Source organism: Winogradskyella immobilis, from assembly GCF_021887715.1.
Lineage (GTDB): Bacteria > Bacteroidota > Bacteroidia > Flavobacteriales > Flavobacteriaceae > Winogradskyella > Winogradskyella immobilis.
In genome coordinates, this window is sequence record NZ_JAIQXX010000017.1 from 1 (window position 1) to 15,443 (window position 15,443).

17 protein-coding genes are annotated in these 15,443 nt (G+C 31.7%); 4 read left to right on the forward strand and 13 right to left on the reverse strand.

Translation table 11 applies throughout. From position 1 onward, the window contains the following. A partial coding sequence (locus tag K8Z87_RS11280) for an immunoglobulin-like domain-containing protein (RefSeq protein WP_227477669.1) occupies positions 1-1,570 on the forward strand: 1,570 nt, incomplete at its 5' end. Between the two features lie 60 nt (positions 1,571-1,630). Here K8Z87_RS11280 and K8Z87_RS11285 read toward each other — a convergent pair. The 8 genes from K8Z87_RS11285 to K8Z87_RS11320 form a co-directional block, all read right to left on the reverse strand. After that, positions 1,631-2,344, reverse strand: coding sequence for a 3'-5' exonuclease (locus tag K8Z87_RS11285; protein ID WP_227477670.1), 714 nt, complete (start codon positions 2,342-2,344; stop codon positions 1,631-1,633). Between the two features lie 11 nt (positions 2,345-2,355). Then, positions 2,356-3,498: a serine hydrolase domain-containing protein gene (locus K8Z87_RS11290; RefSeq protein ID WP_227477671.1), complete on the reverse strand. Its 1,143-nt coding sequence runs from the start codon at positions 3,496-3,498 to the stop codon at positions 2,356-2,358. A gap of 32 nt (positions 3,499-3,530) precedes the next feature. Continuing rightward, positions 3,531-4,004 (reverse strand): methylated-DNA--[protein]-cysteine S-methyltransferase, encoded by a 474-nt coding sequence (locus K8Z87_RS11295; RefSeq protein WP_227477672.1) that lies wholly within the window; start codon positions 4,002-4,004, stop codon positions 3,531-3,533. Then, positions 4,004-5,122, reverse strand: coding sequence for a CNNM domain-containing protein (locus K8Z87_RS11300; RefSeq protein WP_227477673.1), 1,119 nt, complete (start codon positions 5,120-5,122; stop codon positions 4,004-4,006). Before K8Z87_RS11300 ends, K8Z87_RS11295 begins: the two co-directional genes overlap by 1 nt. Before the next feature lie 130 nt (positions 5,123-5,252). Next, positions 5,253-6,071 (reverse strand): hypothetical protein, encoded by an 819-nt coding sequence (locus K8Z87_RS11305; protein ID WP_227477674.1) that lies wholly within the window; start codon positions 6,069-6,071, stop codon positions 5,253-5,255. A 104-nt stretch (positions 6,072-6,175) separates the two neighbouring features. Next, positions 6,176-7,138 (reverse strand): alpha/beta hydrolase family protein, encoded by a 963-nt coding sequence (locus K8Z87_RS11310; RefSeq protein ID WP_227477675.1) that lies wholly within the window; start codon positions 7,136-7,138, stop codon positions 6,176-6,178. 100 nt (positions 7,139-7,238) lie between these two features. Then, positions 7,239-7,937, reverse strand: coding sequence for a response regulator transcription factor (locus K8Z87_RS11315; protein WP_227477676.1), 699 nt, complete (start codon positions 7,935-7,937; stop codon positions 7,239-7,241). Beyond that, the gene (locus K8Z87_RS11320; RefSeq protein ID WP_227477677.1) at positions 7,938-9,338 is read right to left on the reverse strand and encodes a sensor histidine kinase; all 1,401 of its coding nucleotides are present in this window, start codon (positions 9,336-9,338) and stop codon (positions 7,938-7,940) included. Between the two features lie 135 nt (positions 9,339-9,473). On the opposite strand from K8Z87_RS11320, the gene K8Z87_RS14025 reads away from it, so the two are divergent. The 3 genes from K8Z87_RS14025 (at position 9,474) to K8Z87_RS11330 (ending at position 10,289) form a co-directional block, all read left to right on the forward strand. Beyond that, positions 9,474-9,542: a hypothetical protein gene (locus K8Z87_RS14025; RefSeq protein ID WP_407704201.1), complete on the forward strand. Its 69-nt coding sequence runs from the start codon at positions 9,474-9,476 to the stop codon at positions 9,540-9,542. After that, complete coding sequence (locus K8Z87_RS11325) at positions 9,524-10,045, forward strand: ferritin (RefSeq protein ID WP_227477678.1); 522 nt, start codon at positions 9,524-9,526, stop codon at positions 10,043-10,045. The genes K8Z87_RS14025 and K8Z87_RS11325 overlap by 19 nt, the downstream gene beginning before the upstream one ends. 67 nt (positions 10,046-10,112) lie before the next feature. Continuing rightward, positions 10,113-10,289, forward strand: a complete 177-nt coding sequence (locus K8Z87_RS11330) for a hypothetical protein (protein ID WP_227477679.1) — start codon at positions 10,113-10,115, stop codon at positions 10,287-10,289. 94 nt (positions 10,290-10,383) lie between these two features. Here the strand turns inward: K8Z87_RS11330 and hemB are convergent, their stop codons facing one another. From hemB to hemE, 5 genes are all read right to left on the reverse strand, one after another. Beyond that, on the reverse strand, positions 10,384-11,376 hold the full coding sequence (gene hemB, locus K8Z87_RS11335; protein ID WP_227477680.1) for a porphobilinogen synthase: 993 nt from the start codon (positions 11,374-11,376) through the stop codon (positions 10,384-10,386). Positions 11,377-11,439: 63 nt separating this feature from the next. After that, entirely contained in the window at positions 11,440-12,342 is a 903-nt protein-coding gene (hemF, locus tag K8Z87_RS11340) for an oxygen-dependent coproporphyrinogen oxidase (protein ID WP_227477717.1), read from the reverse strand. 663 nt (positions 12,343-13,005) lie between these two features. Next, positions 13,006-13,545 (reverse strand): GNAT family N-acetyltransferase, encoded by a 540-nt coding sequence (locus K8Z87_RS11345; RefSeq protein WP_227477681.1) that lies wholly within the window; start codon positions 13,543-13,545, stop codon positions 13,006-13,008. A gap of 3 nt (positions 13,546-13,548) precedes the next feature. Beyond that, positions 13,549-14,331 carry an EI24 domain-containing protein gene (locus K8Z87_RS11350; protein WP_227477682.1) on the reverse strand — a complete coding sequence of 261 codons (783 nt, stop codon included), beginning with the start codon at positions 14,329-14,331 and terminating at the stop codon, positions 13,549-13,551. An 84-nt stretch (positions 14,332-14,415) separates the two neighbouring features. Next, positions 14,416-15,441, reverse strand: a complete 1,026-nt coding sequence (gene hemE / locus K8Z87_RS11355) for a uroporphyrinogen decarboxylase (protein ID WP_227477683.1) — start codon at positions 15,439-15,441, stop codon at positions 14,416-14,418. Between the last annotated feature and the right edge of the window lie 2 nt (positions 15,442-15,443).

The window sequence follows — 15,443 nt, forward strand, 5'->3', positions numbered from 1 at the left end:
ACCAGTAATAACTTTAAATGGATCATCAATAGTTGATTTAAATGTAGGAGATACTTATACAGAATTAGGTGCAACGGCAACAGATAATATAGATGATGATTTAACACCGAATATAATTATCACAGGTTCAGTAGATACATCAATAGCAGGAGTGTACATAGTAACTTATAGTGTTAGTGATGCTGCAGGGAACAGTGCATCAGTCGACAGAACAGTTAATGTTAATGAAGTAGCTAATGGTTGTGCAAATGGAATTTCAACTTTTCCATATAATGAAAGTTTTGAAGGAGGAATTGGATCTTGGGCTCAATCTTCTGTAGACAACATTGATTGGACAAGAAACTCAGGGACTACACCGTCTCAAGGAACGGGTCCTTCTGCGGCAATCGATGGTAGTTTTTATATGTATGTAGAAGCTTCAGAGAATGGAACAGGTTTCCCTAATATGCGAGCAATATTTAACTCTCCATGTTTTGATTTATCTAGTTTAGATGAAGCCACATTTAGTTTTCAATATCATATGTTTGGCTCAAATGATTTTGGTAGTATAGATTTAGAAATTAGTGATGATGATGGGCAAACTTGGAGAAGTATATGGAATAGGACAGGAAATCAAGGGAATCAATGGCTAACAGAGGCTATAGATTTAACACCTTATGTAGGAGGTGGAGTTCAATTACGATTTAATAGAGTAACCGGAGGTATTTGGCAAGCTGATTTCGCGTTTGATAATGTTAGCGTATTAGAAGGAGCTCCTGTTCTACCTGAAAGTTGTTCTGGAGGTATTGATACATTCCCATATTCAGAAAGTTTTGAAAACACATTAGGTGCTTGGAGTCAGGAAGCAAATGATGATATTAATTGGACTATAGATGCTAATGGAACACCATCAAGTGGTACGGGACCAAGTTTTGCAAATGATGGTAGCTTCTATGTTTATGTTGAAGCTTCAGGTAATGGCACAGGATTTCCTAACATGCAAGCCATATTAAACTCACCATGCTTTGATTTGAGTAATACCACTTCTGCTACATTTGATTTTGATTATCATATGTTTGGCTCTAATGATTTTGGGAGTGTCGCTTTAGAAGCGAGTAATGATGATGGACAATCTTGGGTTACATTATGGAGTTTAACAGGCAATCAAGGAGATCAATGGTTATCGCAAAGTATCGATTTAAGCACTTATATTGGTAATAGTGTACAACTGAGATTCAATAGAATTACAGGAGGTATTTGGCAAGCAGATTTTGCACTTGACAATCTTAATCTTAATACAAATGCGGGAGCTAGAAATTTAGAAACAAAGGAGAAAATAGCGATTAGAGATGAAGTATTCTCTAATAATGAATTGAGCCTTTACCCAAACCCAGTAAAAGGAAATACAATTAAAATAAATTCAACTTTAGAACTTTTAGATTATGATATTTATAATGCATTAGGTCAAAAAATATCAACAGGAAAATTAAGAACGAATGAAATTAAAGTACAAGCATTAGAAGTTGGTGTATATTTTATACGCTTTTATACAGAAGAACAAACAATTATAAGACGATTTATTAAAGAGTAAATTTTGGTTAATAGCGACCATAAAAGGGCTTAGAGGTAAATTTATCTCTAGGCCTTTTTTCTATATATGTTTAATCTCATCATCATTGAGTAAATCATCTCCTCGTAACCTTAAGAAAATTTGAGCGACAGCAATAGTATCTTTTTCACAATAGGTGATAATACGATCAATGTTATTGTCTTTATAATAAACATTGTAAACCTCACTACCATCAATATCATCTTTTGGGGAAGGAATACCTAAAACATTAGTGAGTAATTTTAGAGAAGTATAAGTTTTATAATCTCCAAATTTCCATAATTCTAAAGTATCTAGATGAGGTACTTCCCAAGGTTTTTTGCCGAAAAGATTTAATTTATAGGGTAACTCTATATTATGAATAATCATGCGTCTTGCAATGTATGGAAAGTCGAATTCTTTTCCATTATGCGCACAGAGTAAATGTTTTGTTTGACTAAAATGAAAAAGTAATAAGTTTTTAAAATCTTTTAGAATTTTAATTTCATCACCATAAAACGAAGTCACTCTAAATGTTCGTATATCGCCTTCAATATTAAAATACCCAACAGAAATACATATAATTTTTCCAAACTCTGCCCAAATACCAGCACGATCATAGAATTCATCTGGTGTAAAGTCTTTTTTTCGTTGGTATCTAGATTTTGCTTCCCAAAGGTCTTGTTTTGTATTATCTAAATCGGAGAAATTCTCGGTTTCTGGAACTGTTTCTATATCTAGAAATAATATGTTCTCAAGATTTAATTTAGAAATCATTTCACATGAAATTAGTTATTATTCAACATCGCATATGCTTCATCAATATAAGTATAAAAATCTGTAGAAAATGAATTAACAAAACCTCTACCTATATGATGACCCAAACGAACAATAATAAGATTGTCTTCTGGGATAGTAATGACGTATTGCCCTAATATACCTCGCATTGCAAATATGTGTTTGTCCTTGTAATCACTAATCCAAAATCCATAACCATAAGGCTCACCTTTAAAACGTGGTTGTATCGCTTTAGCTACAAAAGTAGAATCTAAAATTTGCTGCCCATTCCATTGACCACCATCTTTGTATAATTTGCCGAAACGTCCAAAATCTCTAGCATTACTAGAGATGCAACAAAATGCTTTAGCTAATCGGTTTTCGTCATCATCTAATTGCCATAAGGCATCACTTTCACAGCCTAAAGGTTGCCAAAAACTTTCAGACAGATAATTAGCTAATGTTTTGCCAGTTGCTTTTTCAATAATCATTCCTAATAATTGGGTACTTCCGCTTAGATATTCAAAGGATTTTCCTGGGGTTTTTACAACTTTTTGGTTTAAAATAGTTTCTGCTAAGTCATCATCATAATTTGCTCTTGCAGTAATAGAAAACGGACTTGTATAATGCTCTACCCAATCTAAACCAGATGCCATGGAAGACAAATCACCAACCGTAGTTTTTGATTTTAAATACTGTGGGTAAAAATCACTGATAGGTTGATCCAAACTTTTAATATGACCTTCCATAATAGCTTTGCCTAAAAGCGACGTCGTTATGCTTTTAGCCATTGAAAACGAATTTGTTTTAGAATCTTTACTATAATTATCTGCATACCATTCATAAAATAGGCTATCATTTTTTATGATAAGATAAGCCACGGAACCTAGTTCTTCATTGGTGTCTTTTAGTTTTTGAGTAGCATTAACCGTATTGTAGTTTTCATGAAAAGGCCAGGCATCGGTTTGAGTCCCTTTTTTTATAGTGTCATTTTCAAAATAAGGATAATCGTCAATAAATGCAGAAACATGGCCAGTAAAATAAACGACTCTTACACCTTTAAGAATATATTCGTAATCAAATATGTACGCTGAGATTATAATAACACCTAGAATGCCAATAATCCATTTTAAAAGCTTTTTTAGAAATTTCATAAATGGAGTTTTATACTAATAAATATAACAAATTAAAAAAGAGATTGTTGTTTATACTCACTTTCATGGTTAAGCAACCATTGTTTTCTATGTAAACCACCAGCATATCCTGTTAAACTACCATCACTACCAATAACACGATGACAAGGCACAACAATCCAAAATGGATTTTTACCATTAGCACTGGCGACAGCACGGATTGCCTTTGGATCGCCAAGTTGCTTAGATAATTGCAGATAAGATATGGTTTTACCATATGGAATAGTCTCTAAAGCTTTCCATACCCGTTGCTGAAAAACAGTACCTTTAGGATTTAGTTTTAAATCAAAACTTTTCCGTTCTTCATTAAAATATGCTTTGAGTTGTGTTACACAATCTAGAAGTGATTCAGGTATAGTTTCGCTTAGCTCTTGGTTAGTATTTAATATTGAAACAGATATAATTCCATCTTTATCACCGACAATTTCAGCATGTCCAAGAGGAGTTTCAATATAACAGGTTTCCATTAGTTTTCAGGATTCTCATTATCAATTAAGCCTAAGCGTTTGGCTCTAGTTTCCCAACTCTTTCTGGCAAGCATTTGCAGATCCGAAACATTATCGCTTTCGTCCATAATTTCTAATCCAAGTAGAGTTTCAATAACATCTTCCATAGTTACTAATCCGCTGACAGATCCGTATTCGTCAACGACCAATGCCATATGATTTCTACTAGCAACAAGTTGTTCAAAAAGTTTAGGTATTGGTAGGCTTCGGCTTATAATAATAATATCCCGCTTTACATCAGATAGTAATTTATTGCCATTACCAAGAGCCATTTCCTTAAAGACATCGTCTTTTAAAACAAGACCTGTTATATTATCAGCGTCTTCAGTGTATACTGGAATGCGAGAAAACCGAATATTAGAGTTAGCCTTAAAAAATGTTTCAATAGTCATGCTTTCATTCTCAGTTTTCATAACTGTTCGAGGCGTCATTACATCTTTAGCTTGTACATCTTTAAAGTTAAGTAAGTTTTTAATAACCTTGCTTTCGTTTTCTTCAAATACACCTTCTTCATGTGCAATTTCGGTCATTGCAACAAAACCTTCACGGCTTAAAACACTACCATGACCTTTACCACCAATTAACTTTGTTGTGAGTTGTAAAACCCACAGAATACCTGTCCATTTTAGTGGAAAAATTAAAACATGTAATGCTTTTGTTGTAAAATTTGCTAATTGTTTCCAGTATGTAGCACCGATTGTTTTTGGTATAATCTCAGAAGCAACTAATATTAAAATAGTCATTATAGTAGAAACAACAGCCACCATAGCTTCTTCTGTAAATTCGAACCCTAAAACAGAACGTGTTTCTGAGCCATATAAATCAACATAAGCCACTTTAGCTTGTACACCAACTAATATTGCACCAACAGTATGGGCAATAGTATTTAAAGTAAGTATTGCAATTAATGGTCGGTCTACATCTTTTTTAAGAGCTTCTAAATCTTTAGCATAAGTTTTACCTTCATTCTTTTTTAGATTTAAAAATGTAGGTGTAATACTCAATAGCACAGCCTCTAGTATAGAACATAAAAATGAAAAGAAAATGGAAATGACAGCGTAAAAAATTAATAAAGCCATTAAATATATTGGTTTATGCTAAAATAGTTAAAAAACAAGTGCGATAGAAATAATTACGAATACCTTAAACAAAAAAGCTCTAATAAATTTAATTTATTAGAGCTTTGGGATAATAATTTTATTAAGAGACTTAAATAGATTTTTCCTTTTCTTTTTCAATCTCCTCTTTTCTTTCTTTAAGCAATTCTTTTCGTTTTTCAAGAATTTCTTTTTTTCTAACCTTTCGCTCTTTAATGATTTCCTCTCTTCTCTGTTCTAATGCTTCTTTCCGCTCTTTAAAAGCCATTTTTCTTTCGATATTTCTTTTTTCGAGTGCTTCTCTTCGTTGTTCAAAATTATTAGATTTTCCCTCTTTCTTATCTTTCTGCTCTTTGTACTCCTTTTTAAACTTCTCTTTTCTTTCTTTAAGTAATTCTTTTCGTTCTAGTTCACGTTTTGCTCTTTCGAGCTCTTTTTTTGCGCGTTCAATTTCAATTACTGCTTTCCTGTATTTAAGTTCATGTTTTTCAATTTCTTTTTGAGCACGTTTAACTTTATCTTCAGGTTTACCATTGCCTGCCGCATATTTTAGATTGTCCATCATATCATCAACCTGTTGCTTTAATGATCTACTAGCTTCATTATAATCTAGAAAAAGATTCATAGTTTTACTAGTTAATTTACAATTAAAGGCATTAGATTCTTTAGACCATTTGTATGTATTGCCACTTACAGTTAATCCGTCTTCGCCTAGTTGATCTAATAAATAGTTTTTTAATATATCATAACGTGATTTATTAGACCATTTTGCTTTAAAACGTAAGCTGTTATCAGATTTACTTGTGGAAACAGAGCTAGAGCCATTTGAGCTGCTTGACGGTGGTGCAGGTGGATCTGGTGGTGTTGTAGATTGAGCGCTAACACTTAGCGAAAAAAAGGTAATACATAGAATTTGAAATAAAGTTTTCATAACTGTTCGATTTTTAATGATTTATGCTGATACAAAAATATAGGATGATTTCATAAAAACAGAAGAAGCATGGATTGTTAACCTAGCATTAACCGTTAATTTATTTAATGTTTTTTAACCCATTCAAAAAATTCAGCTGTGACTTCATCAATATGATCAGTTTCAGAACCATCATCATTTATACTAATGAAATTGTGGTCATAGTGAGGGTAATGTTTAAATGTGAGATTATCTTTGCCTTTTCTCCAAAATTCTAATGGAATAGCATATGAGCTTTCAATAGGGACATTTTCGTCTTTTGTTCCTATAGCGACAAAGATTGGAATATCGATTTTAAGAAGACTTTCTAGAGGTGGTTTAGAAAAACTAACATAACTTAAATAGCTATTATCATCCCAAAATTTGTCTGGAGAAGGATTCTTATAAAATTCATGAAATAAATTTAAAAGGGAATCAATTATTATTTTTGATTGTTCTTCGGTGATTTTACCTCTATAAACATTTTTTCTAGATTTAATAATAAAATCAGCAAGCTGATTATGTCCACCGCTGCCCCAAAATCCTATATGAGTGATATCATTATTTATTGTACCTAGTTTGGCAACAACATCACTTCCTTGTGAAGTTCCTATTACAACCAAATTTTTAGGATTAAAAATATGTGTTTTGACATATTTAATTATAGCATCAACACGATTGACTCTAAAATCTAGAGTTTGCTTTTTCCAATAGTTTTTTGGTATCTCGTTAGGTTTTCCGCTAAACTTAAACCCTTGTTTCGAGAAAATTAAATATGCATAATTTTCAGGAATCAAATCGTGATTAAATGGATCTAATGAGACACAACAAGGATCAGTTTCTATCCAAAGAGGACCAGCATATGAGCCTTCAATATGTATAAATAAGTCTGAAGGAATAGAATTTTTAGGGTATTTGATATAAAAATTAATAGTATCATTTGCTTCGATAATTTGATGAGCTACAAACCCTTTTTCTTCAGGTGTTATTTGTGCAATTACCAATGTATTGATAAATAAAAAGAAAATATGGATAGAGCGTTGTTTCATAATAATTAGAATTAAAGAATATTAAACGTATATTTTCTTTTATTGAAAAAACAGTTAAAAACCATTGTTAACTTATGATTAACCTAAGTTAATAGTGTTGTTAACGGACTTTAAATTCTAAGCCGATTCCTCGAATGCTTTCAATAGAAATGGAAGCATCTTCTTTAAAGTATTTACGGATTCTACTAATAAAAACATCCATACTACGACCAGAGAAAAAATCATCTTGTTTCCAAACTGCATTTAAAATTTCTTCGCGTTTTAGTAATTGGTTTTTATGTTGAAATAAAAACAAAATTAAAGCAGCTTCTTTCTCTGTAAGTTGCTGCTTATAATCTTTATGCACTAATTCTAAACGTTTTAAATTAAATGTATATTCATTGATTTGAATACTATGTTCTTTAGAGATATTTTGTACTTGTGTTTTTGAACTACGCTTTAGAATATTATGCAATCGAAGTACTAATTCGTCAGCTTCAAAAGGCTTAACAATGTAATCGTCAGCTCCTAGTTTCAGCCCTTTAACTTTATCTTCTTTTAATTTACGAGCCGTTAAAAAAATAAAAGGAACTTCAGGATGTTCTTCTATAATATGTTCAGCCAGAGTAAAACCATCTAGTTTTGGCATCATTACATCTAAAACACAGATATTAAAAGTATTAGTTTTAAAAGCGTTTAAAGCAGCTTCGCCATGTTTAACCCAAGTGACTTTAAACCCTGAAATCTCTAAAAATTGCTTTAAAAGATTTCCAAAATCTTGATCGTCTTCTGCTAATAAAATATGTTTTTTAGTATTCATCTACGACTTTAATGGAATTGAGATATTAAACGTACTACCTTTGCCTAATTGACTTTGAATACTAATATTGCCGTCATGTGCTTTTACAATTTCATTGGTATAATATAGTCCTAAGCCGAGGCCTTTAACGTTATGAATTTGAGTTTGATCAATTCTAAAAAACTTGTCCAAGATTTGCTTTTTATGATGTTCAGAAATGCCAATGCCATTATCCGTTATTGCAACTGTAAAATGTGTTGCTGATGCAGATAAATTACAATGAATTTTAGGAGTATCAGTAGCATATTTAATAGCATTTTCTAATATGTTAATTAGTGCCGTTGTAAAATAAAACGTGTCGACTGATATTGTAATATTGGTATCTAAATCTTTGGTTAATTCAACGGTATGATCTTTTGTAGATAGCATAAAATCATTTAAGACATTAGTGACATATGCGTTTGCGTTTAGCGATGTTTTATTAAGTATAAGTTGTTCAGCACCTAAACTATTATCTAAAACTTGGTCTAAGAGTTTTTGTAAACGACTACTTTGCCTGTTAATGGTTTTTATAGTAGTGTCAATTACGTCAGGCTTTGCTTTTACTTGATCTTTCTCTAACATTTTAGTTGCTAGAGTTAATGTGGCTAAAGGAGTTTTAAATTCGTGTGTAATGTTATTAACAAAGTCAGTTTTGATATCTGCAATTTTCTTTTGCGTAATTAAATTTTTAATAGAATAATAAAGCAAACTAATTACCAAAATAAAGATGAGTATAGATAATACTAAAAGCCCTGTCATTTGACTTAAGACAATACTATTCCAATCGTTTGCAACAATATAATCTTCTCGGGCGACTTCAAAATTTATATTTAAACTCTGCCATACACCATTAGTATCTATATAATCTGAATTGTAATCGGTTTGCGTTTTAGATCTATTGGTAACATAGCCTTTTTTTGGATTAAAATCTTCACCAATAATATGGATCATGTTTAAAGGTTCTGATTCAGAGTAGATGGTATCATTAGAATTATCATTAAAAATGACAATTGATTTTAAACGACGATGAAATTTTAAATCATAGCCTATGTTTCTATCTCTAAAAACAGCCTTATAAGCTGAGATATAATTAGAATTAATTGAATCTTTAAAATTTTGGTAATCGTTAAATAGATCAGATTTGCTGATGTTGTTTAGCTTATAATCTGATATTTTTTTAATTAGATGTTCAAATAGTAGATCATTAAAAGGATCAAAAACATCATCTTCATTAAATCCAGAAATAGAACGCTTAGTGTTTTCAATAAACGTGTCTTTTTTGAGTTTGTATGTGTTATTTATTAAATAGCCTTGTATATAAGATAGCGCAACAAGCCCTAGAATGGAAAGCGTAATTAAGGCTTTGATCTTAGTATTCATGCTTCAAAAATAGAAGAAAACCCTATATTTTTTTAAAAAAGAAGAATATTAACCTTGCATTAACTTATAGAAAAAGAAGAAACCTAAACAACTCATGTTTTAAGAGACAGTAATAAACTTAAGGTTATTTTAATAATTAAATTTCATCAAAATAGTATCTTTACTTTTGAAAAAATAAAAAAGACATGTTATCAAAAACTATAGAACAGGCGTTAAATAAGCAAATACGTATCGAAGCAGAATCCTCTCAAGTATATTTAGCTATGGCAGTTTGGGCTGAAGTAAAAGGATTAGAAGGTATTTCTAATTTTATGTACGACCAATCGGATGAAGAACGCGAACACATGCTTAAACTAATAAAGTTTGTAAACGAACGAGGAGGACACGCGTTAATCTCAGAATTAAGTGCTCCAAGTATTTCATTTACTTCTTTTAAAGAGATGTTTGAGTTATTGTTAAAGCATGAAATTTTTGTATCAGAAAGTATTAACGAATTAGTACATACGTCACTTCAAGAAAGAGATTACGCTACGCATAACTTTTTACAATGGTATGTGTCAGAGCAAATTGAAGAAGAAGCAGTAGCGAGAACAATACTAGATAAAGTAAACATGATTGGTGATGACAAAGGTGGACTTTATCTTTTTGATAGAGATATACAACAGTTAACTGTTAATTCTGCTGCAGGACTAGATCCTCAAGTTTAAAAATGTTAAATTTTATTTAGATTAAATATAAACAACTATTTTTGCATACGATTTAGAAAACATTGTCGTGGGCAAAAAAAAGAAAGCGAAAAAACTTAAAAAAGCACGTATAGCTAATATTAAAACTATTGGGGTAGACGGACTTGGAGATGTTAAGTCTAAATGTTGTAAAAAATATAAAAAGGCAGAATGCAAACGCTGCAAAAAATGCCCTTGTTTCGATTTAATTAAGAAAGTAGCTTAAATAGTTGTTTTTAAGATATCAGCTTCATAACATCTTTAGCAACCTTTCGACTACGCTCAAGGTGACAAATTTTATAAATGTGTTGAAACTTCTGTTATATATTTATAATTTTAAGTATATCCTTTGCAAAATAGGAAGCTATAATATCTGCACCAGCACGTTTAAACGCAATAATACTTTCTAACATAACTTCATCGTGGTTAAGCCATCCTTTTTCTGCAGCTGCTTTTAACATGGCATATTCTCCAGAGACTTGATATACAGCAACAGGAACATCAAATTCATTTTTAACATCACGGACTATATCTAAATAAGGCATGCCTGGTTTTACCATCACAATATCTGCACCTTCATCAATATCCATTTCAGTTTCTCTAAGCGCTTCTATACGATTAGCAGAATCCATTTGATAGGTTTTTTTGTCTTTTGGAATATCTGCCATATCAACCGGAGCAGAATCTAGAGCATCACGGAAAGGACCATAAAACGCAGAGGCATATTTAGCAGAGTAACTCATAATACCAACATCTGTAAATCCGTTATCCTCTAAAGTTTCACGAATCAAAAGAATACGACCATCCATCATATCGCTTGGCGCTACAAAATCAGCACCTGCTTCAGCATGAGATAAACTCATCTGTGCTAGAAAATCTGCAGTATTATCATTTACAATTTTTCCTTTATCAATAATACCATCATGCCCATAAGCAGAATATGGATCTAAAGCCACATCTGTCATAACCAGCATTTCAGGGTATAGACTTTTAATGTATTTAATAGAGCGCTGCATCAATCCGTTAGGATTTATAGCTTCTTTACCTTCATTATCTTTTAAATTATCAGGGACTTTTACAAACAGTAAAACCGATTTTAAACCAAGAGACCAAAGCTCATGCAACTCAGTTTCTAATTGATCTAAACTGTACCGATAGTAGTTAGGCATAGATGCAATTTCTTCTTTAATACCTTTACCTTCTACAATAAAAAGCGGTACTAAAAAATCATTTGCAGTAATATGATTTTCACGAACTAAACCTCTAATAGTTTCATTAGTTCTTAGGCGTCTATTTCTTTTTAGTGGGAACATAAATTTATATTTTTAGTAATTCAAAGAGGTTTCGACTGCGCTCAACCTGACATTTAACTTTATTTATACCCAATCAATAGGATTTTGCAATATTTTAATTAATTTTTCTTCTTCACTGCCTTCTTCTGGATGATGGTTGTAAACCCATTGTACATGCGGAGGTAAACTCATGAGTATACTTTCTATTCTACCATTGGTTTTTAGACCAAACAAAGTGCCTTTATCATGTACTAAATTAAATTCTACATAACGTCCACGACGAATTTCTTGCCAATTGCGTTGTGCTTCTGTATAAGATAGTGCTTTTCGTTTTTCTACAATAGGCACATAGCTTTCTAAAAAACTATTGCCAACTTCGGTTACAAAGTCGTACCAGTTTTCCATACTCATGGCCTCTGTTTTTTTACAATAATCAAAAAACAAGCCACCTATACCACGAGCTTCATTTCGGTGTGCATTATAAAAATAAGTATCACACTTTGTTTTATATGTTGAATAAAACTCAGCACTGTGTTTATCGCAAGCAATTTTACATACTTTATGAAAGTGTTTGGCATCGTCTTCAAATAAATAATAAGGCGTTAAATCTTGACCGCCACCAAACCAGCTATCAACGATTTCACCTTGCGAATTATACATTTCAAAATAACGCCAATTGGCATGTACAGTTGGCACCATAGGATTTTTAGGGTGTAAGACCAAGCTTAAGCCACAAGCAAAAAAATCAGCGTCTTTAACACCAAAATAGTTTTGCATACTCTCTGGTAGTTTTCCGTGTACGCCAGAAATATTTACACCTCCTTTTTCAAATACTTTACCGTTTTCTATAACACGTGTTCGACCTCCACCGCCTTCAGGACGTTTCCAAATGTCTTCTTGAAACGTTGCTTTACCATCAATGCTTTCTAATTTAGATGTAATCGTGTTTTGAAGGTCTTGTATGTATTTAAAGAATTTATCTTTCATTGAAGTAGTATTTAAATCAGAATCATTATAATCTTCCAAATTATCTTTTTTATTCTGCATTTGATCTGCGAGGTTTTCAAAACCTTGTAGGTCTCCATTCTTAAAATTATAATGAGAAATTTTCAGATTTTCTAAATCATCAAACAAACTTAAAACATAAGTTTTATTCAATTCAAAATAATTTGTAGAATTAGAATTTACATAATAATGATATGATGAATAACGAAAGCCTTCCCAATTCTTAGAAGGGTTACGGTGTATGTAACAAAACAGTGTTTTTAAATAACTTTCTGAATCGATTTTTTTTCGTTTAAAATGTTTTTCAAATAAACTTCCTGTTCTATTATTTTGTTTATTAAAAGCCTTAACATAAGCATTAAAAAGATTTGAAAATGCTTGAGTTACAATATCTGGGCTATCTATTATTTTTACTAAAAAATGATAATGATTGTTTAAGAGGCAAAACGAAATAATAGAAACGTTACCATTTAAATACTTCCCTGCAAGCTCTAGAAAATACCTTTTATTTTCGTCAGTAAGAAAAATGGGATTTCCATTAATTCCTCTGTTATAAATATGGTAGAAATGATCTTTTTCTAAGCGTTCGAGTTTCATTTATGGTTAATGATTAAATACCTACAAGGTTTTAAAAACCTTGCAGGATTATTGCTTTTTATATAATTCGTATAATTCCATATCTAATGGATCTTTGCCCGGAGGTGTGTATTCTTTTAGTAGTGTTTTTTGCCACTCAAAAGTATTCTTTTTCGCTACTTGAACACTTCCTAAATTATCTTTATGTGTTATAATTTGAAGCGTTTCTATACCTAAAGTAGTAAAAGCATAAGTAGATAAATGACCTATAGATTTAGAGATTAGTCCTTTTCCTTCAAATGGATATCCAATACAATAGGCAAATTCACCTTGTTTTTTATCCCAATCTAGTTCTTTAATATAGATTAAACCAACAAGCTCTCTAGTTTCAGAATGTTTAAGTGTGAATAAGAATTCTTCTTTATTTATAAATGCTTTTACTTTTTTATCTACAAATAATTTAGATAATGTTGGATTTAGATTTTGCTCTAACGTTATTGGAAAATAAGGGTTTAAACGATCTGCATTTGATACAGCGAAATTGCAAATTTTCCATGCATCTCCTTGATGGATTGAATTAATCTCAAAACCTTCAAATTGTGCAATCATAAATTAAGCCTTTAGTTTTTCAAAAGGTTCAAAACCAATATAATCATCATCAGGCTCATACAGTAAATCAACAGCAATTACAGATGCTGAGGTAACACTTAAAGGTAAAACCAAAATAACACCAATTACAGGGATAAACAGTAGTAGTAAAAACCCGATACCATTACCTATGGCTAACCCTCTATTTTTACGAATAAAAGCAACACTTTCTTTATATGTAAAATGGCGTTCTAACGTGTAATCCATATTTCCAAAACCAGCATAGTAGGCTTGCATTATAAATAACAAAGCTGTAGAAAATATATTTACAACAGGTATAAATTTTAGAAGTAAAATAGGGATGGTAAATAATAGTTCTTGAGACAAGTTTCTTAAACTTATTCTAATGCCTCTAAGCAGTTGTTTTGTAAACGAAGTTTTTATATAATTTTTAGCAGGTTGCCCTGTATAAAAACTCTCTATTTTTTCTGAAACAGGACTCATAAATGGTGAAGACAGCGCCATTATTATATGCTTGAATAGAAAAGCTCCAATAAAGAAAATAATTATTGCCGCTATTATTGTTGAAATGAAGGTAAACGTTTCTTTTCCAAATTCCCATACCCAAACACTAGCTATCCATTCACCAAGATTATCGGATAGACTATAAGCCGCAATAAGAATAAGTATGGATACCACAAAACTAATTATCATAGGAATAACAAAGTACTTCCATAATTTCAGTTTTGAAATTAAACCATAAGCACCAGTATAAACTTGAAGTCCTCTAATTATATTTTGAATCATCTCTTTTAGTTTTTGATTAATAGAACTTGTCTACTAAACAAGACGCATAAAACGATAATGTGTTACGTAATAGGTCTTAACAATTTAAGACTTATATTCTTTTACAGCATCAATAAACGCTTTAGCATTATCTAACGGGATATTAGGTAAAATACCATGCCCTAAATTTACAATGTATTTATCTTTTCCAAAATCGTTAATCATTTGAGTGACCATTTTTTTGATTTCGGAAGGAGGAGAAAATAATCGTGTAGGATCAAAATTACCTTGTAATGTAATATTTCCACCAGTTAAATAACGGGCATTACGTGCTGAGCAAGTCCAATCTACTCCTAAGGCAGAAGCCCCAGATTTTGCCATTACATCTAAAGCAAACCAACAGCCTTTACCAAAAGCAATCACTGGAGCATCGTCTTTTAGAGCATCAATGATTTGCTGAATGTACTGCCAAGAAAACTCTTGATAATCTACAGGAGACAACATACCTCCCCAAGAATCAAAAACTTGTACCGCATTACAACCAGCTTTCACTTTTTCTTTTAAATACGCTATAGTTGTATCTGTAATCTTCTGTAATAATTGATGTGCCGCAATTGGATTTGTAAAACAAAACTCTTTAGCTTTATCAAAGTTTTTACTGCCTTGCCCTTGCACGCAATAACATAAAATAGTCCATGGAGAACCAGCAAAGCCAATTAATGGAATCTCATTATTTAGTTTTTCTTTGGTTGCTTTTATAGCTTCGTAAACGTAATTTAAAGCTTCCTTTACATCAGGAACAATCACATTATCTACATCTTTTTGTGAGCGTACAGGGTTTGGTAAGTAAGGGCCGAAATCAGGTTTCATTTGTACCTCAATATTCATGGCTTGCGGAATAACTAAAATATCCGAAAATAAAATAGCGGCATCCATACCATACCGACGTATAGGTTGTACTGTAATTTCGCTGGCAAGTTCTGGGGTTTGACAACGTGTAAAGAAATCGTATTTGGCTTTTATTTCCATGAATTCTGGTAAATAACGCCCAGCTTGACGCATCATCCAAACAGGTGGACGCTCAACAGTTTCTCCTTTTAGTGCTCTTAAAAATAAATCGTTTTTTATCATTT